This is a genomic window from Colwellia marinimaniae (assembly GCF_002207865.1).
GTDB classification, from domain to species: Bacteria; Pseudomonadota; Gammaproteobacteria; order Enterobacterales; family Alteromonadaceae; genus Colwellia; species Colwellia marinimaniae.
On the sequence record NZ_BDQM01000021.1, the window covers coordinates 13,502 to 36,863 of the forward strand.

A 23,362-nucleotide genomic window follows, 5' to 3' on the forward strand; every position below is an offset into this window, starting at 1 on the left:
AATCGCGCTTATTTAATGTTTATTTTGCCAATTTTAACTCGGCAATGGTCATCGCTCGGTGGATACTGTTTAGTGCATGAATCAATGCTTGTCCCGAGGCTTGAATAACATCGGTTTCTAAACCGTAGCCATGGAAATTTCTACCTTGCCAAATAATGACTAAATCGGCTTGGCCTAAGCCGTCTTCACCTGAGCCCTTGTTTGATATTTTATAATCGCTGACTTCAAATTCGATATCAACACTTTGTTTAATGGCTTGATAAAGCGCATCAACTGGTCCATTACCTGTTGCTGAGTGTACTTTGCTGTTACCGCCATCGCCTTCTTCCTTGCTGCCAGAGGTAAGTTTAATGCTGGCAGTAGAAAATTCTCCGTCACCACATTGCACATTAATGGTATCTAAGTGGTAAAAGTCTTGTAAATCTTTTTGCTGCAACTTAAAGACTAAGGCTTCTAAGTCATCGTCAAATACTTGGCCTTTTTTATCCGCTAGCGTGATAAAGTCACGGTAAAGTTCCTCAATATCATAATCAGACTCTTGGTAACCTAAGCTTGCCATGCGGTGTTTAATGACATGACGACCGCTGCGAGAGGTAAGGTTCAATTTAGTTTTAGCAATGCCGACACTTTCTGGTGTCATGATCTCGTAAGTATTACTGGCTTTTAACATGCCATCTTGATGAATACCTGAGGAATGGCTAAAAGCATTACCGCCAACAATAGCTTTATTTAATTGCACCGGCATATTACATACTGTACTGACTAATTTAGATACGCGGGCAATTTCTTGATGATTGATATTGGTGTGTACACCTAGTAAAGCTTGGCGAGTTTTCATGATCATCGCCACTTCTTCTAAAGAGCAGTTACCGGCACGCTCGCCAATACCATTAATGGTACATTCGATTTGTCTAGCACCGGCTTGCACCGCTGCCATTGAGTTAGCAACGGCTAAACCTAGATCGTTATGGCAATGTACAGAAATTATCGCTTGATCAATATTGGGTACCCGATTAAATAAGTCAGTGATAATGCCTTGGAATTCAAAGGGTAAGGTATAACCAACTGTATCGGGAATATTTATTGTGGTCGCACCTGCCTTGATGGCACTTTCTACCATGCGGCATAAATTATCAATAGGTGTACGACCAGCATCTTCACAAGAAAACTCGACATCATCGGTATACTTTCTTGCATGTTTAATCGCATGTACCGCCATGGCTTCAACATCAGCGAACTCTTTGCGCAACTTTTGTTTTACATGGACATCAGAGGTGGAAATAAAGGTATGGATACGAAATTGATCGGCAACTTTTAATGCTTCAGCACAGGCATCAATATCGGCTTCAACGGCGCGCGCTAAACCACAAACGCGAGCATTTTTTATCACACGGGCAATTTGCTGCACCGATTCAAAATCACCAGGGGATGAAACGGGAAAGCCCACTTCCATAATATCGACACCTAAACGTTCGATAGCTAAGGCAATTTGTAATTTTTCATGTACCGATAAGCTGGCATTTAATGCTTGCTCACCATCACGTAAAGTGGTGTCAAAAATAATGACTTGGTTATTGTTAACTTGTGGGCTGCTCATGTTTTTTGTCCTTTAAAATCTGATGTCTACGGTAAAATTTTTACTATTAACTGCGGACATAAAAAAACCCGCGATTGTTAGCGCGGGTTTTAATTAATTTCTACTTAGTTCTTAATATTTAAACTGTTGAAGAAGCAACAAAACCTAGCCGCGCATGATGAGTGCGAGCAAGAGGTTAGTTTTAATGTGCGTAATCAATTTAGTCATTTTAGTTTCGTTATTAGCGTTTGTGTAAAAATTCACAAAAATCTAATAAATATTCTTTTTAAGAGGTAAATATTCAATGCACTATTAATAGCGCACTTGGCTTAGCAGTGTCAATGGCTAAAATGTAATATGATAGTTAAATATGAAAGGTTGTCATTACTAATCGCAAGGTGCCGCTGGCGATGAGTACGTACTGAGCTTTTTATTTTGGCTCCACTACATTTTATTTAGCCCTAAAAAGTATTGAACTTAGTAAAAAGCAGTCGGTTTAATCAATAAAGGGTATTAAGTTGCACCTTACGCACTACTAATGCTTCATATACTGCTTGGTTAGTTATATCTTTTACCAAACACATACTTGCTTCAAGCGTTTTTTGCTACATTTTAGGTACTTTCTTGTTTGACCTAATCCCATCATGTCATCAAACACTGAGCCAACATCCAGGTAGGTATTATTTGGATAAGCTTTGTTTAACTGGAATATGAGCATATTACTAAGCACACCAGCACAAAATATAAACACCTGGTTTTCAGTGTTATTTTTTTCAATGTAGGCTGTCATTGCAGTGAGCATGACATCGTAATTTTGGCTCCATGCGTTTGCTCCAACTCTAAAACTATCGTTAACTGCAAAAGGTAGCCCCGCTAAGTCAGCTTTTTCATGGCAAATCATGTTGATTGTCTTGCCTTTTAAAATAGTTACCGTGCTTGCTAAGAATTCAGGGTAATTTGCATTAACGAAGAGGTTGGCCCAGGTAAGTTGGCTGTCACTTTGTTTTGCTTGTGAACGTAAATTATCACAGTGAGAGTCGCCGACGCAGCAGCGACAAGGTAAACCAACAAAGTATGAATCGCTTTTATGCAATAATGATTGCTCTAATATTTCCCGGTAAAACTCATCTTTTTTGTTGTTTGGGTTGTACTTGTGCTCACCGTTACATTTTTCAGATAAATCAATAGCTTTACCGTTGATTACTTCCATTTCTCCATCACCAAAACGTACTAGGGAAAAATTCTCATTATTTTGCAGTTTACGATTAAATATCTGTAATTCTTCGGTGAAGTTTTTCTATTTAGGTAGCGAATAGTCACTATGCTTCTTAACAACCTGCCAACCATCTTTAGTATGACTATCAACAATTTCACTACGGGTGTTTTTATGGTCTTTAGTTTTGTATGTTGCTACGTTTAGACGACCGACAATCTTACCAAAATCAGGACGACAACTCCACAGGGACTGATCGTTTTCAGGGTGTGGCGGAACTATAGTTTTAATGCCACCGTATTTAAGCGCCATATAACTTAAGTGAATATCTTCACCGTTATCCCAGGATACCGGCTCTTCTCGCCACATATATTGCACATGGGCTTTATTCATAAACCAAGCATGACCTACTAAATCAACTTGCACTGGGCTATTGTAATGATTACCGTTCCAGCCGGCTTTATGTTTACTTGAGTAACCACCTTCTATGGGCAATAAAACGCCAGAGCCACCTAATATTGCATCATGACCCGAGGCGATTGTTTGCAGACAGTTTTCAAACCAACGAGGTTGCGGCAAAATATCATCATCAAAAAAAGCAACATATTTAGTACGAACTAAATTTGCTAAGGCGAAACGGCCCCAAAAAAGAAAGTTACTATTTGAAGCGACAACACGATCGGCAAGTTTAGACATATCACGTAATTCATCATCACTGCGGTTTGACCATACCCAGATCTCTGTAGGTGGGACGGTTTGGGCGCGCAGGGCTGCAATTTGTTGTTCTAAATATTCAGAACGTTTGTAGGCGGTAAGTATTACCGTAATGCCTTCATTGCTTGGGGCAGGCATTGGGCTCGCATCATGATTAAACTTTACCGTATCTGGCGCTGGCGATAATTTTTTCTTTATTTTTCCTAAAAATTTTATGCGCCAAAAACCGACAATACGGGTGTTAAACCACCATTTTATTTTTTGGTTTATGGATTTTTTTTGTTTAAAAGACATAGAAGGTACCCAATAAAAGTCTCGACTTAGCTGCTGAACTAGGCCTTTATTTGTTTATGATTTATACATTTGTTATTTGTACAAGGCATCTAAAATTTTCTGACAAGCTTTACCATCCCCGTAGGGATTATGGGCAATGCTCATACTTTTGTATGTTTGTTCGTTATCCATTAACTCAGCTATGTTGTCAGTAATGGTCTTAACATCAGTACCGACTAATTTAACTGTGCCTGCTGCTACAGCCTCAGGACGCTCAGTGGTATTTCTCATCACGAGTACTGGCTTGCCTAAGGAAGGCGCTTCTTCTTGAATACCACCAGAGTCAGTTAAGATAATATAAGCTTGGGTCATTAAGTAAATGAAAGGTAAATATTCTTGTGGTTCGATTAAGAATATATTATCTATACCTCGTAATAAGCGCTTTACTGGCTCTCTAACATTTGGATTTAAATGCATAGGATAAAGTATTTGTGCTTCAGGGTATCGCTTTGCCGTTAAGGCTAAGGCTTGGCAAATATTTTCAAAACCACGGCCAAAACTTTCACGTCGATGTCCTGTTACTAATATAAGTTTTTTAGATTTATCAAGCATGGTGAATTTAGCCGCTAAACTTGCTTTTAATTTACTATCTTGTGTTATTTGCTCTTGAACCATTAATAGGGCATCAATAACAGTATTGCCGGTAACAATGATACTTTCTTCAGCATGGTTTTCTATTAGTAAATTTTCTTTAGATGTTTCAGTTGGGGCAAAGTGGAATTTTGCTAAAGCGCTTGTTAACTTACGATTTCCTTCTTCTGGCCACGGCGAATAGATATTCTGAGTACGTAAACCTGCTTCGACATGCCCTACAGCTATTTGTTCATAGTAAGCGGATAAAGTGGCCGCAAAAGTAGTTGCTGTATCACCATGTACTAGCACAATATCCGGTTTGAATTCGGTTAAAACCGGTTTTAGATTTAATAAAATACCCGCAGTAACATCATTTAAGGTTTGTCCTGCCTTCATTAGGTCTAAATCAAAATCTGGCGTTATTTTGAATAGTTCGAGTACTTGATCTAACATTTCTCTGTGCTGAGCAGTAACACAAACTTTAGACTCAAAGCGTGGGTCATCAGCAAGTGCATGAACAAGTGGTGCCATTTTTATCGCTTCAGGTCGAGTTCCAAATACAGTTAATACTTTCATTATCGTCAACCCTACTCTTGCAAACGTCTAATCTTACTGCGAACTCTCGAAATATTAGAGTCTTTGGCATAACGACCTTTTTGGATGTGACGGATTTGAAAGACGCCATCGATATCTAGTGGGATGCCTTCACTGGAAATTAACCACTTAAAAGCGGTATCTTCATAGGTTTTACGCCAACGGTCATCTTCTGTTTGAAACATTTTTAACTTTTCGCAATAACCAATAGCGCGAGCAACATCACCATGGACAATTTGAAACGCGCCTTTGGCTTTATCGCGAGAATGTAAACTAAAACCATCAGCATCGATATCTACTAGTTGCGGTTCGCTATCTTGGCGCAACATAGGATCGTCTTGTGCTAACATTTCTGTGGTTCGTTCTTGCTGAGGGTAGTACAAGCTTTCTTGCTTTCCTTGTAGTTGCTCAGCTAAGGAATCTAAACAGTTTTCATGAAAAATAATGTCGCAATCAGTAAACCATAGCCAGTCGGCACTAGTGGTTCGTGCTGCCATATTTCGGCCAATGCCGCGTCGAAATAATTTCCCTTTTGATAGCACTTGGAAATTCCAAGTGACATTCTTAACTGTTTGCTTATTGAAGAAATCTAAGACTGCTTGGCTTTTAGTATCCTCGACAGCGTAAAAGACGGTAACCGTTAAAGCGCACTTAGTTGGTGGGTAATTGACAAAAGAGCTCAGCTGGTAAGTGAGCATATTTGAATAGCCCCAGCAATGACTAACAATCTCTAACGTGAAAAAACCATCAACAGCTTTACGATCTTTAGCTGCAGGAATTGCCGTCCTAAACCAAGAAACAGGTAAAATTCTAGTGATAACTAAGCGGAATAAGTGAATGGCATAAGTGTTATACCAGCGAGGTGCATAAGTAGTTGTGGTCTTCATTAGCTTATTGGCTTCTTAGTTATTCATACGTATCGAATGATGGAGTATATCATCATTTATATTTTTTGAAATTAGCCGTTAACTATTATTTACTTAGCCAAGATATATTAAGTTACCATTGCTAGCCAGCTAATCAGATAGTCTGTAATAAGTTACTGTCAGGGATTAAAATCGGTATTCCCATTTTATATAGGCATCAAATTCGGTGCCATCTTCATAACTGCTTTCACTGCTAAGACTGTCTTCATTATTAGCAAATTTAGAATTGCTTACTATTACTCCAAGGGTAAAACGTGAATCGAGGGCGATAAATTTATATTGACCATCAAATTGTAATACGTCTTCAGCAACTTGAGATACGGTGTTACCCATGTTTATATCATCAGGATACCAGTCACTATTGTCAGTATTTAGTTGCGCTTTTCTAAATTTCAATTGCCAGCTATTGCCTGCTTTTGTTTGGATTAGAAAAGTAGCAACAAGAGTTTGCGCATCATTATCATAAGTTGAGCCGATAGTGCGATGATAATATCGATAGCCTGATTTATAAGTATTATGTTCATAAAAGCAATTAAGCTCAGGGCTTGGACCTGAACGGTTACAAGCCACCTGCGTATCGGTATATTCTAAGTTGGCCATGATGCGCTGATTAAATAGGGTAAAGCGAGTCTCAATACCGTACATATCGGCTTTATCGGTGATTAAGCCAAAATTAGGTGAGCCATCTTCACCTATGGTTTGTAAATATAGCGCGTAAGGTAAATCAAATATGGTATCCGACCAGCGAATGTCATAGCCAGCTAGATGATTACCTAATTGTGAAAGCATACTTGGATCACAAGTCGGCTTGCCGTTAGCACATTCTTGACCACCAGTGATTGCTTTCAAAAAATCGCCGATTGAACTAGGTTGACCTTCACCGGCCCACTGCAATGACCAAGAAAAACCCATTTCTAAACCGCGCAGTGGGCGAATGGTCGCGCGCGTGCTCCACATCATGGTATCAGCAACGTAGCGGCTTGCTTCTAATTGCGCCATTTGTGCGGTAAGTGTCCAGGGGCCAATCCAGCTGAGCCAAGGGGTTTTGAACGCGTCAGAGTTATCGCGGGTGATAGCCATTGCGGGCAGTGCTCTTGAATTTGTCGTCATAATCAAATTAGTATCAATGCCAGGGCCCCACCAGCGCTCTATAGCACCGGCAGTTAATACCCAGTTACCTAACTTATAGGCAAGATAACTACCGTCAAGATTGGCATCACTGCCTTGATTTAGCTCTGGATTATCATCTAAGCCAAGGCGGTAATTAACTTGTATTTTACCCGCTAGGTTGCCGACAACAAATTCATTGGAAAGCTCGATATTACCTTGGTCAAAATGATCGTTACCATAACTGGTAAAGCGATTTTGACTGCTGGCTAAGTAAATAGTTTTCTTGGTGATGTTTTGTTTACCTGAAGCATATTTATAGTTATAGCGTACATGAGCAAGGGCTTGAATTTCTTCATCAGTCAGTAAGGCGGTATTAGCCGACAGAATGTCATCTTTAATGGCATTCCACATCAGCGGATAGGTCGTTACCGGTGCGGTAATCAAGCCGATATCAGCAAGTAGTTGAATATCATTTCTTAAAGCGAGATCATCTGGCTCTACCCAAGGTGCGGCAAAGCTCGCATTTAAGAAAAATAAGGAAATAAAGGCCAAGCTAGGCTTTAACAACATGAAAACGTCCTAAAGAGTGCAGTACACTAACAATAATAATGAATAATAAAAAACTACCACCAGAATATCAAAAGACAGCGATAGTAAAAATTTTGCCGATTGTAGCAGTGTTGACCAGTGAACTCATCCACTGTTTAAAGCAAGTAACAAAAAAGTCGCAATTGCTATTAGAGTAGGCACACTTTTCAGGTATTATGTTTGTTTTTATTCCACCTATTCACTCTATGTCTGATGTTTTCATGAAGCCTAACTGCGTATTATTTATTCCTGTCTCTTCACCTTCGGGTATAGGTGAATACATGCGCTCAATGATTATTGCTCAGGCACTGCAGTTGCGCTGGCCTAATATTAATATCCATTTTATTTTAAATGAGCAAGTTGCCTATTTTAACGATTGTCCTTATATCGTTCATGCTTGTCAGGGTTCTCCTACCAAAGATGTAACAAGAGTTAACACTATTATTACTAATATTAAGCCTGATTTAGTGCTATTTGATGCTTCAGGACGAGCTAAGCAATTTAAACAAGCACAAGCGGTTGGCGCAAAAGTCGCCTTTATCTCTCAGCATGATAAAAAACGCAGTCGTGGTTTGAAATTAAACCGCTTATTCAATACCGATATTCACTGGGTAGCACAACCTGACTTTTGTATAAAACCGATAAGTTATTGGCAACGCGCTAAGCTAAATTTGTTTAATAAACCTGCCCCTAAGAACATAGGCCCGGTTTTTGAAGTGAGCAGTGTCGATTATCAAAACCAGTTACTGGCACGATATGGTTTTGTTAAAGAGCAATATTTTATTTTTAATGCCGGCTCTGGCGGGCACCTAGTGGCAGGGGAACTTGCTGCAGATATCTATTATCAAGCAGCGCTGGCTTTTTCTCGGCAAAGTGAAATTAAATGCCTGGTTATTTTTGGTGATAACTATCCTAAAGAGCTGCCAGAAGATGACGATATCATTTGTCTGAAAAGTATTAATAATAAGGACTTTATCTCCTTGATAGTAAACGCGCAAGCTTGTGTTATCAGTGCCGGTGATACCTTGTTGCAATGTATTGCCTTGCATAAAGCCTGTGTCGCGGCACCGATATCGCCGGATCAGCCAGCGCGGTTAAAGTTATGTCAGCATAAACAATTAGTACTTGTGGCTGAAGCAACCCCAGCTAGCTTAGTGCAACAAGCACAGCGACTCATTGAAAAAAAACAGCGTCAAACCCTGCTCGGTAATATGGCACAACTTGCGCCAGTAAAGGCGTTAGATATAATTGTCGATGATATCGCGGCGTTATTTACGCATTGATAATGCAAGTGATGTTCAGCACAGCAGTAATTAGCAAAAGACTCAGCAAAAAGTGTTACAAAATGAATGTTCAGGATGATAATTAAATGAAAAATATTGCCATAGTAATAGATGGACTAACGGGCGGTGGCGCAGAACGGGTGATGATTAGTTTAGCCACCGAAATGGTTAGCCAAGGCCATAGCGTCACCATTTTATCATTAAGTAATCGCTGCGATTATACCATCCCTAATGGCATTAATGTTTGTTATTTGTTTGACCATAAAGCCTCAAAAGTAGACAGATTTTGGCAGATAAAAGCCAGTATAATCAAACTCGAAGCCTGGTTTAGTGGCCGTGAACAGCAACAAGGTAAGCCTTTTGATCTAGTGTTATCTAATTTAGAACGTAGTAATAACTTACTCGTCAACAGCTGTATTTGCTCAGTCTATTATATTATTCATAATAGTGTTGAGGAAGAACTGCAGCGACAAAAAAAATTAGGTCCTTTCGCTTATTGGTACTTACTTAAATCTAAAAAAAATCTTTCTGACCAACATTTAATTACGGTGTCCAAGGGCATAGAGCAGGAAATATCTCAAGGGCTAGTCATCTACCCTAAAACTATAACGACTATTTATAACCCGTTTGATATTAAAGATATTCAGCAAAAAGCATTAATCGCCGATAGCGCTATACCCAAGGAAGCCTACATTATTCATGTTGGCCGCTTAGCTAAACAAAAGCGTCATGACATTTTATTTGCCGCCTTTGCTCTCGTTAGTAAAGACGTTAAATTAGTTTTATTATGTAATAAGCCCGAGAAGGCGCTTAAGCTGGCGGTGAAGTATGGCGTAGCTGAGCGTATTATTTTACCTGGCTTTCAAGCGAATGCTTACAACTGGATAAAACATGCCCAAGCCTTGGTACTTAGCTCGGATTATGAGGGCTTTGGTAATGTGTTATTAGAGGCTATTGCTGTTGGTACTAAAGTGGTCAGTACAGCCTGCCAACATGGACCAGATGAAATATTAACCGGGCAGTTAAGTGATTATTTAGTGCCTAGGCGAGATCCTAAAGCACTAGCAGCAGCAATCAATAAGGTATTAAATAGTGAGCTTGATTTAAGCGCTGCTGACATTTTGACTAAGGTTAGTGCAAGTCAAATTGCTCGACAATATTTAAGCCTAGCAGAGTAAATAGCAATTGTTGATTAACAGCGACTATCTTAGCGAATTAATCACTAAGGTAGTCAGCTCTAAGTATTAATAAAAAACTGTTATGACCAATTATCCATAGCGCCACGGCGGCGAGTGAATAGTTTTGGTAAAATCAAACCTAAAATCAAACCTATGCCTAATACCAATGCGCCATTGAAGAACCATTGCTTTTTAATATTAGTATCTTGATCTTTAATCTTTGTGCGTGTTTTTGTCAATGTCTGTGTTAACTGCTTAAGCTCTGCGGAAAGTTTTTTCTTATCATTAGTTAATAGGTTTACTTTGTTTTTTAGTTCATTTACTGCACCATCAAGTTGGCTGGTGAAGTCACTGCTAGTAGCTATTTTTTCCTTGAGCTCAGTTACCACAAAGCGAAGTCCTGCTTGTGTAGTTATATATTTACTTTCCACCCAGGTAGCGCGATTCTTATTATCTATAATTTCACTATAACCATTATCTTCAGCGCCGGTAATTTCGATTTTGGCACCGGCGATAATAGTGCCTAAAATTCTATAATTGGTGCCAGGGCCTGCATGCATATATATGAATAATTCATCAGAGATATAGCCCAGCTTGTAATTGTTTTCTGCCGCCTGAGCAGATGAAAAAAGCAAGCTAGATAAAGTGATAGCAATAACTGCTATGACGTTAATAACGTTATTCATAGAGAAACCAATGTAGTAATTAAATCAAGTAAGACAAGATATTATGTGTTTGCCGCTTTGATGGCAAGCTAAGAATGATTTCATTATGCGCAAATAACAGCTCAAACCTTAAGCAGCTTTGATTTTTTATTGGCAAGTTAATAAGTAAGTTTAATAACCAGACGATAAAATAACGATGAACTCCTGGTAGGATGGTTGCTATCTTCTCTGGCTTTATAATCATTAAGGCAAACTCGCTATTGGCATATTGATGCACTAACGGTATGCTGGTTAAGTTATAGCTAAATACTTAATTGGATGATAATGGTTACCGAAATAGAATTAAAATACTCCTTGCTCGAAAATAATGAGCTGGCACCAGTAAAGCAGATAAAAGCCACTATATGCCAATTACTCGCTGAGCATAACCTAGTCTTTGTCCAGCAAGATATGCAGTTAAGCAATCACTATTTCGACACCCCGAGTTTGACACTACGCCAACAAAAAATAGCCTTACGTACCCGAGGCACTAAATGTCAGGGTAAAGAACAACGTTTTGAACAAACAATCAAAACATCAGGCTCTGTCATTGCCGGTCTACATCAAAGGCCTGAATACAATGTTGATATTGAGGATGGTAAACCTATTCTTGCCTTATTTCCCGCGAAACTTTGGCGGCCAGACTCAGATATTAAGCAATTACAGCAAGAGGTTATGGAACTTTTTTCAACTCACTTTACCCGTTATACTTGGTTGGTTACTTTAGAGCATGCCATCGTGGAAATTGCCCTTGATTGTGGTGAGATTGCTTGTCAGGGTCATGCTAATAAACCACGTATTTATGAAATCGAGTTAGAGTTGGTGAGTGGCGATACTCAGGCACTATTTGTCTTAACTAAGCTGTTATTTAGTCAATTAGCGCTACGACCCGGGCAGTTAACCAAAGCAGCTCGTGGTTATGCCTTATATCATGAGAGTATTTCCGCTGGCCCTAATCTTGAAAATAACGCTGTTATGGATGACACTATTGTTGAGCCAATCGCACTGACGATGATCGATTTTTCACAAGATAGCAGCCTAGATAGTGCCTTTAATCAAGGCATAGAGTATGCTCTCACTCAGTTACAACTCGGTGTGGATAGCTATGTTGATGCGCCATCACTGACTAAATTGGGTAAAATAAGTGAATTACTTGCTCTACTTAGACAAGGGTTTTGGCTTTTTAATGAGCTCTTTACCGAGCAGAAATCAGCAGATGAAAAATTGCCGGGTGAGCATTTATCGCTTGCTCCGCAAGCACTCCGCAGTGAACTAAGTTATTTTATTCGCACCATTCACTGGGTCGATAATGCCCGTTATATTCAAGCCTTAACTAACAAGCAAAGTTCATCTCAAAAGGCCGCGTCGGTAAACCAAGAATTGATAACTAAATTACAATTGGCTCAACAGCGTTACCCAGATGAGGCGCAAGTATTGGCGCTCTTGCATAGCGAACGCTTTAATAATTTGCAATTAGACTTATTGTCTTTATTACTTGAAAGTAAGGCGGCTAAGATGGTTAAAACTCAACAGTCAGTGTCATTATTTGAGTTTGCCGCTAAACACTTAAGCAATAGCACTAAGTTGCTAACTGATGAGCTAGCTAAATTACAAAAACCACAACAGCTTTCATCTACCGAGTTATATTTAACCGCGCACAGCTTGTTGATTCGTTCACTATTAACCACAAGTTGGTTTAGTTGCTTATTCGCTGAGCCACAGAGTAATATGGTTAAAAGATTCAGTATGCCTTGGCTTGATATTAAGCAGGGTATTAGCGAATTACAATCTTTGCAGTTATTACAGCAACAATTAGTCCAGTTGCCTAAGCCAGAGATAAAATTACTGGCTTGGTTAACAAACAAGAGTGAAAATTTAATTACTGCACTAGATCAATCTCGCGCTAAAGCCTTAACAATGCAACCATATTGGCCATAGACATGATGGTAAAAAATAAAAAATCACCTTATATTTCCCTAAGCCTTACTATTTTACTGCTATTTACTCAGCCGTTAATGGCAACCGTTTATGATCTGGGCAGTGTCAACAAGCGCCTTATTGGTAAAAACACCATGCACACTGTGGTCAAAGGTGATTATTTCCAGCAACTGGCCGAGCAATATAATGTCGGCTTTTTAGCCTTACTGGCGGCTAATCCGCAGCACGACCCATTTTTACTTAAAATTGGTGCGCAGCTCGTTATTCCTAGTGAAATGTTATTACCCTTTATTACTCGTCAAGGTATCGTGATCAATTTACCGGAATTACGCTTGTATTATTTTTCACCGCAAGAAAATAAAGTACATGTATTTCCCGTGGGCATAGGTAGGCAGGGCTTATCAACACCATTAACGAGTACTGTTATTGGCGAAAAGAGAAAAGATCCTATCTGGCGACCTACACAAGCAATGCAGGAACGTCACTTTGCCGAACATGGTAAATATTTAGCTAAAGAAGTCCCCGCCGGGCCTAATAACCCTTTTGGTAAATATGCCTTACGCTTAGGCACCAGCGAATACCTAATTCATGGTTCCAACCAGCGATTTGGCATAGGTATGCGGGCAAGCTCAGGTTGTATTAGAATGTATGATGATGATATTAAATGGCTTTTTGATAACGTACCATTGAATACTAAAGTGAGGGTGATTAACCAACCAGTAAAAATGTCTTATGAAAATGGTGAAAAGCAATTAATAGAAATACATCAACCGTTAACCGACCTCGACGTAACAAAAAATAATGTCATTTTAACCAAGGCAATGCATCGATTTGTTGGCAGTACACGTGAGTACTGGCAGCAATTACTCCCCATCATCGAAAAACCCCATGGTTTAGTGGTTGAACTAGCTAAATAACGGTAAAATAGTGCCAATAAAAAGCACCTTAACGTTAGTTACAGTAACGTTAAGGTGCTTTTTTATTATTTATTAAGCTAATGTTTGTTATTACTTCTTATATGAAGCAACAACATTATCAATTCGTTCGTTAGCGGCTTTAGCATCACTTGCTGCTTGCTCAGCAGCAGATTTAGCGGCTTTAGCATCGCTTGCCATTGATTGCTGTTGTACCTCTAAGTCGGCAACTTGGGCTGATAAGGCAGCAACTTTACTGGTTAGTGAGCTAATGTTGGCATCAAGTGCCTCAGTGTTTGCACAAGCCGTTAGTGTTAAGGCTAAAGAAATAGCAGTGATTTTTTTTAACATAATGATATCCCAAGTGAAGTTATTATTTTTCCCTGTTCGTTGCAGTATGGCACAAAAGAAAGCTCTAACAAAGCAGTTACATCTTTAGAGTGAATGTTACTATTAGAGCTTGAACTTACTATTCATTTTCGCCTGAATAGTTGGAATTAATATGACTGACTAAATCATCCATCAGTTTCTTCTTTATTCCCAGCTGGTCTTCAGCGCTTAGTTGATATTTTTCTGCAAGAATTTGATAGTCACTTGGGGATAGACTTACCGTGAGACGTGGGCGCTTAGGTCTTTTATTTATCGGTAAACCCAAGATATCACGAATTTGTTCAGACGGACTTAAACCTGCATCAAGCGCTTCCTTACGGATAGATAGTTGAATTTTTTCTTCCATATCAAAAGCGACTTGCACCGCTTTTATCGCTTTAACTGATGACTGCCATTTATCGGGTATTTTTCTCGCCATAGTACTTTCCGCTTAACGTTTAGATTAACTTTCCGCTTAACTTGCCGGGTACATATCCACTATATCACTGAGCGGTCTAAATAAAGTTAAGCACACTTCGGTATCACCATCTTGCCAGACTTCCACATCAACACCCTTGCTTTGATCTTCATTATAGAGGCTATATAATTCGAATTGCTCACCACTGTCTTTGCCTTCATAGGCTGACAAGTCTTCACTGCGATGATCTTTACGATGAAAATAGCCCACCTTGGCAAAAACACTTTGTTGATATTGTTCACTACTCCACATTGTGGTGAGCTCGTTATCGGCTTTTCTATCTAAAAAAGCTTGGCCTGGTTCATCAAAAATTTCCGCAAAACGCTCTAAATCAAAGAGAGTTTCGACATCATCATGATGAATCTTTAACGATAATTTAAGCTCAGTAATATCATCAACTGCCAGTGATAAAAATATCTCTAGATCGTTAGTACCAATCAAAGCCCATTCGGTTTGTACCTTGTCTTCAAACTCATAGCTATTAACGGCTTTCACTTGCAACTCTTGCCCACGTAATGATTCGGGTAAAGCAAAGCTGTCCGTTAAAGCAATAATATCGCCAACAAGTAACTGATTAACTTCTGTTAGTTTTCTTGGCTCATTTTTTGATTTGTTAAATATTTTTTTAAAAAAACTCATCTGCAGACCTAACGTAGAATGGACACCCACCTAAAGCTTTAAGTAGCGATAAATAATAGTGCCCATTGGCTATTGTTTATTATGTAAAAGCGTTAAGCGCACGGTTAACTCATTACCGTCAGCTAACGCTTAACATTATTTTTTCTTAGCTTTCAAACGCTCTAAGACTGAATTAGCACTTTTATCTTGTGCACCAATGCCAGCAGCTTTTAATTGTGCTTGTAACGAACTATCCGAGTCTTCAGATTCTAGTAGTTCAGCAGCCTTCATTCTATCATCGAATTTTTGTTGCTTCGCTTTAATGCGCTCTAGAGAATCTTTAGCACTTAATAACTTGGAATTGCTTGATGAAAAGTTATCGGTAATGGCTGCGGTCGCTCTTTGTACACTTTCAGTGGTTTTAACCATAGAAAGTTGGCGTTTATGTTCAGCAACTTGGCGTTCACTTTTCTTAACTAAGTCTTTCAAGCGATCAGCACTACCACTAAAGCTATCGTGGGCTTGTTGTTGATCAGCTAAAGTAGTTTCTAAGTTAGCGATTTTTTCTGCCACCGCTAGGGCTAATGTTTCATCACCTTTTTCAAGCGCTTGTGCTACATAACCTTCATGTTCAGTCACTTCACGGCCTAAGCGGTCAACTTCACGTTTTGCTGACATTTGTTCCGCCATAACACCGGTTAGATCACGTTTTGCTTTGGTGAGGTGATTTTCGGCATCACGTATTTCTTGTTCAAATATACGGGTAGCATTGGCATCGATAATTGCTTCACCGGCTTCTGATGCACCGCCGCGAATTGCGGTCATAATTTTTTTAAATATACTCATTATTAACTCCTAACTAGGGGGGAATGATTAAAGGTGATTTGTTTTATTTTTAACTAAAGCAAGTATTCACTCATATCATCAATAACTTCTACGGCATTATTACTTAATACCGCTAACTCATGTTCAACATCAATAAAATTTGACTTGATAGATAAAGCACCAAAAACTACATATTTATCACCAATTTTTGAAAATGATGTCAAGGGCATAGGGATATTCATTTCTAACATGCTCTCATGCATAGCATTAACAGATTCAGGTTTAACTTCATCAAGGCCCCATAAGTAACAAATGCAAATAATTTGATCTTCGGTTACCGAAACAAAAATAGGTAATTCTTCTCGGCCTAAGATACTAATTTGCAGAACGTCAACTTCGCCAGATATGGGTTGGCAATCAAAGCTCATGCCGGTATCTGAATTATCTGCCAAGCTGTTTAAGTGATCGGCTATAGTATGAATATTCATGTATTTCCTATCCTTCCTTCTTTAGTGAAAAAGCCAGATGACATATTATGTCGTCTGGGTTAAATTTAACATCTTGACATATTATGTCAAGGTATTTTATAAAGTAATTGTTACTGTTTGGTATTATTCGTTAGTCATCATCTGGCTTTAAAGGTTAATTTAAGCCTTGTTGATCTTGCCAAGCCTTTTGATGTAACTGATAAATGGTATGGCTACCCAATATATTAATGCCAATATCTGCTTTGTTTTGGTAGAAATTATTAGGGAAAATAAAAGCCGCTTTTAATATAGCTAAATTTAACCATTGATGGTTAATTGGTAGCTGCTTTAGTTTGTTTAATCGGGTTAATGGGCTAGCACCATTTTTTGCGGCTATGGTCCAACCCCACTCACCAAAGCTGGGCACATTGTCATGATATTGCTGAACATGGACAAACTTAGCCGCAGCCACGGTCTTACCAATAGCAATGAAAGAGTCTTTAGCATGATAGGGGCTGGTTGATTGGATAGCGATTAAACCATCGCCAGCCAGCAATAAATTAAGCCGAGCGTAGAAATTAACCGAATAGAGTTTATTTAGGTCTGGGTGGCTTGGGTCGGGTAAATCAACAATGATGGCATCAAAGACCTGTCGGTCTTTTATTAATTTATTGATAGCAATAAAAGCATCAGCACGATAAATAGTGACACGTTTATCTTGTAAACTTTTTTGGTTTAACTGCAATATTTGCCGAGCTAAACGTGGATTTACATGCTGCTCTGGCTGTTGGAAAATATCAATTAGCTCACTGTCTAAATCGATTAAGGTCACTGATTTTGGTTGGTATTTTAACACATCTCTTAAGGCTAAACCGTCACCGCCACCTATGATGAGAATATTTTCGTTTCGTGCGGATGCCGCCATCACTGGCGCAACGAGATAATCATGATAGATATGTTCATCAATTGAAGAAAACTGTAAGCGGCCATTTAGGTAAAAATTGATAATATTATCTTGCTCAAGCCCCATATGGCGCTCAGTAAAGGTTAACTGTTGGAAGCGAGTTTTATCGGTATGCACCACCTTATCCAGGTAGAGCAAACTATTCATTTGATTGAGCCATTGATTACCATAGTTGAACATTAAAATAATCACCAAAGCCAATAGGCAATGTAAAGCCACAAAGGTTTTACGCCAATGCAATCGCCGCCAATAGCGCAGAATAAAAAAACCACCGGCAATAAGGTTTAGGCTAGCGGTTATTGCTGCGGCCTTACTGATATCAATACTCAGTAAAAAGATCACCCAGATAGCTGCGCCAATACCAGCTCCAACGTAATCTGCGCCATAAATAGTGCCTAAGTTATTGGCCAGATGTTGCTGATGGATCTGCTCACGAATACGGGCAATTAGGGGGATCTCCATACCAATAAAAAAGCCCAGCAGCATGCCAAAGAAATAAGGACTATTAAAGGCAAGCCAACTCAATTGTTTAAAAATGCCACCTTGAGGTTTCATATCGGGTGGCAGAGATAACATGTCGGCAATAAGCTCTGGAAATATTTGCGTAATAGCAATTAAGCCGCCAATGACTAAAATAGCGCAACTACCTAGTAAGGCAATAATGAGTTCAAGCCAGACAAAGCCATTAAAAGCACAGCGGACTTTACGTGCCGCAAATGCACCAAGCCCCATAGAAACGATCATTAAGCCGATCATGGTATAGATAGTGCTTTCCATAACGCCTAATACTCGGCCGGCATAATGAGAAAGTAAATACTCATAAATAAGGCCACAACCAGCTAACACCGCCATGGTTAAAATAAGTAGGGTATCGTCGAGTAGGTGGGACTTTCCTTGAGGTAAAGAGTCTTGAGGTAAAGGGTTTTGAGGTAAAGAGCTTTGTGACATAGTGGTTAGTATTAGTTATTCTTAAGGAAGGAATTAATTAACGTGTGATGTGCGTAGTGTTAATTGTTACCGCCAACTTTGCGTAGTAAAGCTGGCGGTATTTTTTTGTTCGTTATGCCATTAATGCTGTTAAAATTAACGCTATAGCAATACTGGTCGCCATCTCAATGCTGGCAACACCGATATTATGTTGTTGATCAACTTCTTCAACTAAATCAATGCCCCAAAGGACAATATGTTTAGCTATAGCGGTAAGTAGTGCCACCAGTAGGGTCATTACTACGCCAAATACTAACCAACCAAGTAAATTAACTACTAAGGTTTCTGGGCTATAGATAAGAAAATGACTGGCCGCGGTTACCGCTAATGCTGTGCTGATCACTTGGCCACTATAACGAATTGCTAGGGCAACCTGACCATTACTTAAGGCTTCTTGTAAACAATCTTCTTGGTTGTTTTTCGCGTATTGCTTCTCCCTAAGTCGGGTGACCATAACTAACATGGTTTGTGCGACAATAAAGCCGCTGGTAATGGCAATAAAAGTACTTAGGTCTAAGCCATCAACCCAGAGTAAGACCGAGCGAATAATGATGGCGGTAGCGATGGCGCCAGCGGCGTCAATAATGCCGATACTGAGGTTTTTTTCAAGAATTAAGGCATTTTTATCTATATGTTGTAACGCCACTTTATCATGGATAATACGGCCCACTTTTATCAGTATTAAGCCATAGCCGCCGTATGCCAACATGCCGATGGCTTCCATAGCATAGCTACTTGCCGCTTCCCCGGTAATAGCGCCAGTAAGGACAATACCAAGGGCTAATACACTACCCGCAACACTGACACCAAAGGCGAAATTGTCTTCTTTGGCTAATTCTTCGGTACTATTTACCTTCGCGCTAACCCCTAAAAGGAAGCGCATAGCGCCTAATAACAAGATGGCAATGGAAACGTCGATGGCTAAATAAATAAATAAATCTGGGCTAATATTATTAAAGCTAACACCAACGAGCTCGATGAATGTGTTCATAATTTTGCTGTTCCTATTCTTTTTTGATTCATGACTTATTCACTATTTCCCGCGTCTAAAGCCGCGTGAGGTGTTGGTTCTTGAATTTCTAAAACTTGAGTTTTTACTTTTCGACTTGCTGGCATAACTACTTTTCTTAACAGCATTAGTGCGAAAGCGGTTGGCACTGTTTTGTGCGGTTTTACTCTGGCTTGATAAACTAGAAGAGCCAACGCGGTTCTTACTGTAAGGGCTGGTGAATTTTTGTCCGCGACGACTAAAGGATTTCTTGGTGCGAGTATCGAGGGCCGTTTGTTTTTTTAATTGCCCAGGTGAGCTGTAGCGTGTTCTACCATAGTCATTGTAATAACTATAATTACGATTTCTACCCCAATCGTTATAATAAGTGCGGCCGCCAAATATATTGCCGACCATTGAATACATGCCATACCAAGCCCAAAAGGACATACCATTACTGCCGGTTTGCCAGTTGCCATAACTAGGGTTACCAATTAATTGCTCGCCAGTGCCAAAATCTTGGGCATTATTGGCGCGTTGGCTTTGTGCTTTTGATAGCGAATTAATGCGAGGTAACTGGCCATCTGACATATCGGCCAAAACATTGAGCGGATCACTGAGGGCGTCAGAGAAAAGCACAGGATCTGCTGCTTGGTAAATATTAAGCAATTCATTATAAAGCGCTTGCGAAGAGTCAAACATTTGTGGTTGCGTCTTGGCTGTATTCACTCTATCTAAAAGTGCCTTATACATAGGGCCGTCGATAGAAGCATCTTTGCGAAACTCGTTAATTAATGGCGCTAAACTGGCTTTATTAACCATGACTTTATTAGCATATTGGTTGATTAAGTTGGCATTACGAATGTGACCATTACTTAAGGCATCACCTAATTGAGATACTCTTTGTTCGGTGATAGGTAGTTGTTGTTCAATTTGCGCTTTCACAGGGTCGCCACAACCAAAAAGGCTAAGGCTGGTAATTATGATCAAGAGCAATAAAAAAGGTGTTTTTAGTAAGTGCATTTCTGCCATCATCTCCTCAAAAATGCTATGTTATCGAAATAGTTAATTAATTTTAGCGACAAATCATAGGCAAGTGTCAATTAATACCATTAACGACATATTATGTCTATAGGCAACGCTGCTTATATAGGAATTCTTGTGACCTTATCCTTTTCTGCTCTGTTAATGCAACAACAAACAACAAGTTGGCAACACTTTGTTGAACAACACAGTAACGTATGTGACGAGTTAAGCACAGAGCAACTTAGCGCTTTTAAACAAGCGATAACCTTAAGTGACTATATTCTTGCCAGTGCTTTACAAGCCCCTGAGCTTGTTATTGAGTTGTTTAAATCAGCCAGTAAAGAAATACTACCTGACTATAAAAAGCTTTTGCTTGAACAATTAGCCGACTGTATTGATGAGGTGCAACTACACCGAATACTGAGACGCTTTCGTTTACAGAAAATGGTCAAGATAGCCATTGATGACTTGGTTTTTAATATTAGTTTAGATACCTCGTTAGCGAGACTGTCATCGCTAGCCGACGAACTTATCTTAGCGAGCTTAGCTTGGCTCAGTGATTTTTGTCAGAAAAAGTGGGGCAAACCTACTAATGAGCAGGGCGAACAGCAGATTTTACTGGTTTATGGTATGGGTAAACTTGGTGGCAAAGAGCTAAATTTCTCCTCTGATATCGACCTTATTTTTACTTACCCTGAATGTGGTGTCACCCAGGGTTGTCGTCGCAGTATCGATAACCAGCAATTTTTCACTCGCTTAGCGCAAAAGCTCATTGCTTCATTACATCAGGTCACTTGTGATGGTTTTGTCTACCGCGTGGACATGCGCTTACGCCCTTTTGGCGATAGTGGCCCGCTGGTATTGACGTTTAACGCCATGGAAGATTACTACCAAGAGCAAGGGCGTGATTGGGAGCGTTACGCCATGTTAAAGGCCCGACTTATTGGTCAGTCTAAATATCATCAACAATTATCAAGCATGCTCAGGCCCTTTGTCTATCGTCGCTATATTGATTTTAGTGTTATAGACAGTTTGCGCCGCATGAAAATGATGATTGCCCAAGAAGTTCGTCGCAAGCAGCTAATCAATAATATTAAATTAGGGGCGGGCGGCATTCGCGAAATTGAATTTATCGTGCAAGTTTTTCAACTAATTCGTGGCGGAAGAGTAAAGGAATTACAGCAACGCAGTTTGCTCACTGTGCTACCGAAACTGGTGCAGTCAGGGGAAATAAATGCTAGCAGTAAACAAGTACTCGAACAGGCTTATCGTTTTTTACGGCGAGTAGAAAATATTATTCAAGCAATAGCCGATAAACAAACACAAACTTTACCGGATAATGAACTAGATCAACAGCGGTTATTAGCCGTACTTCGCCTTGCTAATTGGGCTGATTTCTTAATCATTTTAGCTAAGCATATGGAGGGTGTTCATCAAGAATTTGAGCAACTGATTGGCTTTGATAGTCCTAATCATCAAGCGCCCGATGAACATTGGGTGACACTTTGGCATAGCCGCTGGAGTGATGAAGAGTCTATTGCTTGGTTGGAACAAGAAGGTCTTGAGTGGCAAAGTGATAAAATTTGGCAAGTATTACACCATTTTCGCGAGGATATCGGTAAGCGCAGTTTAGGTACTCGTGGCCGACAGGTTTTAGATAAGTTAATCCCGTTACTTTTATGTCGACTGCAAAAGAAAAACGAGGCCGAGCAGGTATTAGCGCGAGTATTGCAAGTTTTTAGTAAAATAGTGACACGTACTGCTTATTTGGAATTACTTTTTGAAAATGACGGCGCTCTAAAGCAACTGATTCACTTATGCCAAGCAAGTAGTTGGGTGACAGATTATATTGCCAAATACCCGATATTACTGGATGAGCTTATTGATCCCGAGTTACTGCATAACCCGCCACAGCTTGGTGCTTATGCAGTAGAGTTGCGCGAACGCATGCTACGTATCCCAGAGGAAGACCTTGAAGCGCAAATGGAGTCTTTACGTCAATTTAAGCAATCACAACAATTACGTATTGCTGCGGCTGAAATTGCTGATGTATTACCTGTGGCTCAAATTAGCGAACATTTAACCGCTTTAGCCGAGGCTATTATAGCCGAGGTGATAAACCTTGCTTGGCAACAGATCAGTGAACGTTTTGGTGAACCGACCACCTGCTTAGATGGTGCTAAGGGCAAAGGCTTTGGCGTTATTGCTTATGGCAAAACCGGTGGCGTAGAGCTCGGCTATAGCTCAGACCTGGATTTAGTTTTTGTTCATCATAGTAACCCTGATGAAGTCACCAGTGGCAGGGCAGACGGCAGTAAATCGGTACCAGCAAGCCAATTTTATATGAAATTAGCACAACGCATCATGCATCTTTTTAATACCCGTATGAATAGCGGCATATTATATGAGTTGGATATGCGCTTAAGGCCGTCGGGTAATTCAGGGGTGCTGGTGGTACATCTAACGACCTTTGCCCAATATCAAGATGAAGATGCTTGGACTTGGGAACATCAAGCCCTAGTAAGAGCGCGAATGATTTTTGGTAATGATGATCTTCAGCAACAATTTATCGCTATTCGACAAGATGTTTTATCAAAGCCAAGAGCATTTACTGAGCTAAAAAACGATATTACTAACATGCGGGAAAAAATGCGCAGCCATCTGGATAAATCGACCGATGTACAGTTTGATATTAAGCAGGGCAGGGGCGGCCTGGTCGATATTGAATTTATAGCCCAATTTTTTGTGCTTGCCTACGCTAAAAAATACCGTGAGTTGATGCTTGTTAGTGATAATTTAGGCATATTTAAAATATTATTAACATTAGGCTTGTTGGCAAAAACCGAACAACAGCAGCTGAGTAATATGTATCAAAAATTAAGGGCGTTGGGGCATCAAGCAACGATGCAAAATGCCGAGCCATTAGTTCCTCGGGAAAACCTAGTTGGGCAAGGTGCTATGGTAGATATTTGGCAAAAACGCTTAATTGATTAATG

The 23,362-nt window shown here is 39.7% G+C and carries 20 protein-coding genes; 5 read left to right on the forward strand and 15 right to left on the reverse strand.

What is annotated here, in order from left to right; all coding sequences use genetic code 11:
• Nucleotides 1-19: 19 nt before the first annotated feature.
• From leuA to MTCD1_RS12410, 6 genes are all read right to left on the reverse strand, one after another.
• Nucleotides 20-1,597, reverse strand: coding sequence for a 2-isopropylmalate synthase (leuA, locus tag MTCD1_RS12385; protein WP_057182070.1), 1,578 nt, complete (start codon nucleotides 1,595-1,597; stop codon nucleotides 20-22).
• Nucleotides 1,598-2,147: 550 nt separating this feature from the next.
• The gene (locus MTCD1_RS12390) at nucleotides 2,148-2,786 is read right to left on the reverse strand and encodes a hypothetical protein (protein WP_057182069.1); all 639 of its coding nucleotides are present in this window, start codon (nucleotides 2,784-2,786) and stop codon (nucleotides 2,148-2,150) included.
• 87 nt (nucleotides 2,787-2,873) lie between these two features.
• Nucleotides 2,874-3,797: a glycosyltransferase family A protein gene (locus tag MTCD1_RS12395; protein WP_057182067.1), complete on the reverse strand. Its 924-nt coding sequence runs from the start codon at nucleotides 3,795-3,797 to the stop codon at nucleotides 2,874-2,876.
• A 72-nt stretch (nucleotides 3,798-3,869) separates the two neighbouring features.
• Entirely contained in the window at nucleotides 3,870-4,985 is a 1,116-nt protein-coding gene (gene wecB, locus MTCD1_RS12400) for a non-hydrolyzing UDP-N-acetylglucosamine 2-epimerase (RefSeq protein WP_057182065.1), read from the reverse strand.
• 11 nt (nucleotides 4,986-4,996) lie between these two features.
• On the reverse strand, nucleotides 4,997-5,890 hold the full coding sequence (locus MTCD1_RS12405; RefSeq protein WP_057182063.1) for a glycosyltransferase family 2 protein: 894 nt from the start codon (nucleotides 5,888-5,890) through the stop codon (nucleotides 4,997-4,999).
• Nucleotides 5,891-6,055: 165 nt separating this feature from the next.
• Nucleotides 6,056-7,609 carry a capsule assembly Wzi family protein gene (locus MTCD1_RS12410; protein WP_057182061.1) on the reverse strand — a complete coding sequence of 518 codons (1,554 nt, stop codon included), beginning with the start codon at nucleotides 7,607-7,609 and terminating at the stop codon, nucleotides 6,056-6,058.
• 194 nt (nucleotides 7,610-7,803) lie between these two features.
• Here MTCD1_RS12410 and MTCD1_RS12415 point away from each other — a divergent pair, with 194 nt between their 5' ends.
• Both MTCD1_RS12415 and MTCD1_RS12420 read left to right on the forward strand, forming a co-directional pair.
• Nucleotides 7,804-8,910: a glycosyltransferase family 9 protein gene (locus MTCD1_RS12415; protein ID WP_157447816.1), complete on the forward strand. Its 1,107-nt coding sequence runs from the start codon at nucleotides 7,804-7,806 to the stop codon at nucleotides 8,908-8,910.
• 86 nt (nucleotides 8,911-8,996) lie between these two features.
• Nucleotides 8,997-10,088, forward strand: coding sequence for a glycosyltransferase (locus MTCD1_RS12420; RefSeq protein ID WP_057182056.1), 1,092 nt, complete (start codon nucleotides 8,997-8,999; stop codon nucleotides 10,086-10,088).
• An 80-nt stretch (nucleotides 10,089-10,168) separates the two neighbouring features.
• On the opposite strand, the gene MTCD1_RS12425 is transcribed toward MTCD1_RS12420, so the two are convergent.
• Nucleotides 10,169-10,774, reverse strand: a complete 606-nt coding sequence (locus MTCD1_RS12425) for a TIGR04211 family SH3 domain-containing protein (RefSeq protein WP_057182054.1) — start codon at nucleotides 10,772-10,774, stop codon at nucleotides 10,169-10,171.
• Between the two features lie 303 nt (nucleotides 10,775-11,077).
• On the opposite strand from MTCD1_RS12425, the gene MTCD1_RS12435 reads away from it, so the two are divergent.
• Both MTCD1_RS12435 and MTCD1_RS12440 read left to right on the forward strand, forming a co-directional pair.
• The gene (locus MTCD1_RS12435; RefSeq protein ID WP_057182050.1) at nucleotides 11,078-12,730 is read left to right on the forward strand and encodes a CYTH domain-containing protein; all 1,653 of its coding nucleotides are present in this window, start codon (nucleotides 11,078-11,080) and stop codon (nucleotides 12,728-12,730) included.
• A gap of 2 nt (nucleotides 12,731-12,732) precedes the next feature.
• On the forward strand, nucleotides 12,733-13,647 hold the full coding sequence (locus tag MTCD1_RS12440; protein WP_057182048.1) for a L,D-transpeptidase family protein: 915 nt from the start codon (nucleotides 12,733-12,735) through the stop codon (nucleotides 13,645-13,647).
• A 90-nt stretch (nucleotides 13,648-13,737) separates the two neighbouring features.
• On the opposite strand, the gene MTCD1_RS12445 is transcribed toward MTCD1_RS12440, so the two are convergent.
• The 8 genes from MTCD1_RS12445 to MTCD1_RS12480 all read right to left on the reverse strand — a co-directional run bounded on the left by MTCD1_RS12445 (nucleotide 13,738) and on the right by MTCD1_RS12480 (nucleotide 20,363).
• Entirely contained in the window at nucleotides 13,738-13,995 is a 258-nt protein-coding gene (locus tag MTCD1_RS12445) for an Lpp/OprI family alanine-zipper lipoprotein (RefSeq protein ID WP_057182046.1), read from the reverse strand.
• 118 nt (nucleotides 13,996-14,113) lie between these two features.
• Entirely contained in the window at nucleotides 14,114-14,452 is a 339-nt protein-coding gene (locus MTCD1_RS12450) for a hypothetical protein (RefSeq protein ID WP_057182044.1), read from the reverse strand.
• A 36-nt stretch (nucleotides 14,453-14,488) separates the two neighbouring features.
• Nucleotides 14,489-15,130, reverse strand: a complete 642-nt coding sequence (locus MTCD1_RS12455) for a hypothetical protein (RefSeq protein ID WP_057182041.1) — start codon at nucleotides 15,128-15,130, stop codon at nucleotides 14,489-14,491.
• Nucleotides 15,131-15,265: 135 nt separating this feature from the next.
• Nucleotides 15,266-15,955, reverse strand: coding sequence for a PspA/IM30 family protein (locus MTCD1_RS12460; RefSeq protein ID WP_057182038.1), 690 nt, complete (start codon nucleotides 15,953-15,955; stop codon nucleotides 15,266-15,268).
• 53 nt (nucleotides 15,956-16,008) lie between these two features.
• On the reverse strand, nucleotides 16,009-16,422 hold the full coding sequence (locus MTCD1_RS12465; RefSeq protein WP_057182036.1) for a YjfI family protein: 414 nt from the start codon (nucleotides 16,420-16,422) through the stop codon (nucleotides 16,009-16,011).
• Between the two features lie 154 nt (nucleotides 16,423-16,576).
• Nucleotides 16,577-18,313 (reverse strand): polyamine aminopropyltransferase, encoded by a 1,737-nt coding sequence (locus MTCD1_RS12470; protein ID WP_057182034.1) that lies wholly within the window; start codon nucleotides 18,311-18,313, stop codon nucleotides 16,577-16,579.
• Between the two features lie 112 nt (nucleotides 18,314-18,425).
• Nucleotides 18,426-19,343: a DUF350 domain-containing protein gene (locus tag MTCD1_RS12475; protein ID WP_057182030.1), complete on the reverse strand. Its 918-nt coding sequence runs from the start codon at nucleotides 19,341-19,343 to the stop codon at nucleotides 18,426-18,428.
• A 42-nt stretch (nucleotides 19,344-19,385) separates the two neighbouring features.
• Nucleotides 19,386-20,363, reverse strand: coding sequence for a hypothetical protein (locus MTCD1_RS12480; protein ID WP_057182137.1), 978 nt, complete (start codon nucleotides 20,361-20,363; stop codon nucleotides 19,386-19,388).
• A 138-nt stretch (nucleotides 20,364-20,501) separates the two neighbouring features.
• Here MTCD1_RS12480 and glnE point away from each other — a divergent pair, with 138 nt between their 5' ends.
• Nucleotides 20,502-23,360 carry a bifunctional [glutamate--ammonia ligase]-adenylyl-L-tyrosine phosphorylase/[glutamate--ammonia-ligase] adenylyltransferase gene (gene glnE, locus MTCD1_RS12485; protein ID WP_057182027.1) on the forward strand — a complete coding sequence of 953 codons (2,859 nt, stop codon included), beginning with the start codon at nucleotides 20,502-20,504 and terminating at the stop codon, nucleotides 23,358-23,360.
• Nucleotides 23,361-23,362 lie beyond the last annotated feature (2 nt).

Excerpts from the sequence above, each read along its gene's own strand:
- MTCD1_RS12465 (WP_057182036.1), bottom strand. The coding sequence starts at position 16,422 with ATGAATATTCATACTATAGCCGATCACTTAAACAGCTTGGCAGATAAT.
- MTCD1_RS12395 (WP_057182067.1), bottom strand. The coding sequence starts at position 3,797 with ATGTCTTTTAAACAAAAAAAATCCATAAACCAAAAAATAAAATGGTGG.
- MTCD1_RS12405 (WP_057182063.1), bottom strand. The coding sequence starts at position 5,890 with ATGAAGACCACAACTACTTATGCACCTCGCTGGTATAACACTTATGCC.
- MTCD1_RS12450 (WP_057182044.1), bottom strand. The coding sequence starts at position 14,452 with ATGGCGAGAAAAATACCCGATAAATGGCAGTCATCAGTTAAAGCGATA.
- MTCD1_RS12390 (WP_057182069.1), bottom strand. The coding sequence starts at position 2,786 with ATGGAAGTAATCAACGGTAAAGCTATTGATTTATCTGAAAAATGTAAC.
- MTCD1_RS12445 (WP_057182046.1), bottom strand. The coding sequence starts at position 13,995 with ATGTTAAAAAAAATCACTGCTATTTCTTTAGCCTTAACACTAACGGCT.
- MTCD1_RS12415 (WP_157447816.1), top strand. The coding sequence starts at position 7,804 with ATGTTTGTTTTTATTCCACCTATTCACTCTATGTCTGATGTTTTCATG.
- MTCD1_RS12425 (WP_057182054.1), bottom strand. The coding sequence starts at position 10,774 with ATGAATAACGTTATTAACGTCATAGCAGTTATTGCTATCACTTTATCT.
- wecB (WP_057182065.1), bottom strand. The coding sequence starts at position 4,985 with ATGAAAGTATTAACTGTATTTGGAACTCGACCTGAAGCGATAAAAATG.
- MTCD1_RS12455 (WP_057182041.1), bottom strand. The coding sequence starts at position 15,130 with ATGAGTTTTTTTAAAAAAATATTTAACAAATCAAAAAATGAGCCAAGA.
- leuA (WP_057182070.1), bottom strand. The coding sequence starts at position 1,597 with ATGAGCAGCCCACAAGTTAACAATAACCAAGTCATTATTTTTGACACC.
- MTCD1_RS12420 (WP_057182056.1), top strand. The coding sequence starts at position 8,997 with ATGAAAAATATTGCCATAGTAATAGATGGACTAACGGGCGGTGGCGCA.
- MTCD1_RS12470 (WP_057182034.1), bottom strand. The coding sequence starts at position 18,313 with ATGTCACAAAGCTCTTTACCTCAAAACCCTTTACCTCAAGACTCTTTA.
- MTCD1_RS12435 (WP_057182050.1), top strand. The coding sequence starts at position 11,078 with ATGGTTACCGAAATAGAATTAAAATACTCCTTGCTCGAAAATAATGAG.
- MTCD1_RS12440 (WP_057182048.1), top strand. The coding sequence starts at position 12,733 with ATGATGGTAAAAAATAAAAAATCACCTTATATTTCCCTAAGCCTTACT.
- MTCD1_RS12460 (WP_057182038.1), bottom strand. The coding sequence starts at position 15,955 with ATGAGTATATTTAAAAAAATTATGACCGCAATTCGCGGCGGTGCATCA.
- MTCD1_RS12480 (WP_057182137.1), bottom strand. The coding sequence starts at position 20,363 with ATGCACTTACTAAAAACACCTTTTTTATTGCTCTTGATCATAATTACC.
- MTCD1_RS12410 (WP_057182061.1), bottom strand. The coding sequence starts at position 7,609 with ATGTTGTTAAAGCCTAGCTTGGCCTTTATTTCCTTATTTTTCTTAAAT.
- MTCD1_RS12475 (WP_057182030.1), bottom strand. The coding sequence starts at position 19,343 with ATGAACACATTCATCGAGCTCGTTGGTGTTAGCTTTAATAATATTAGC.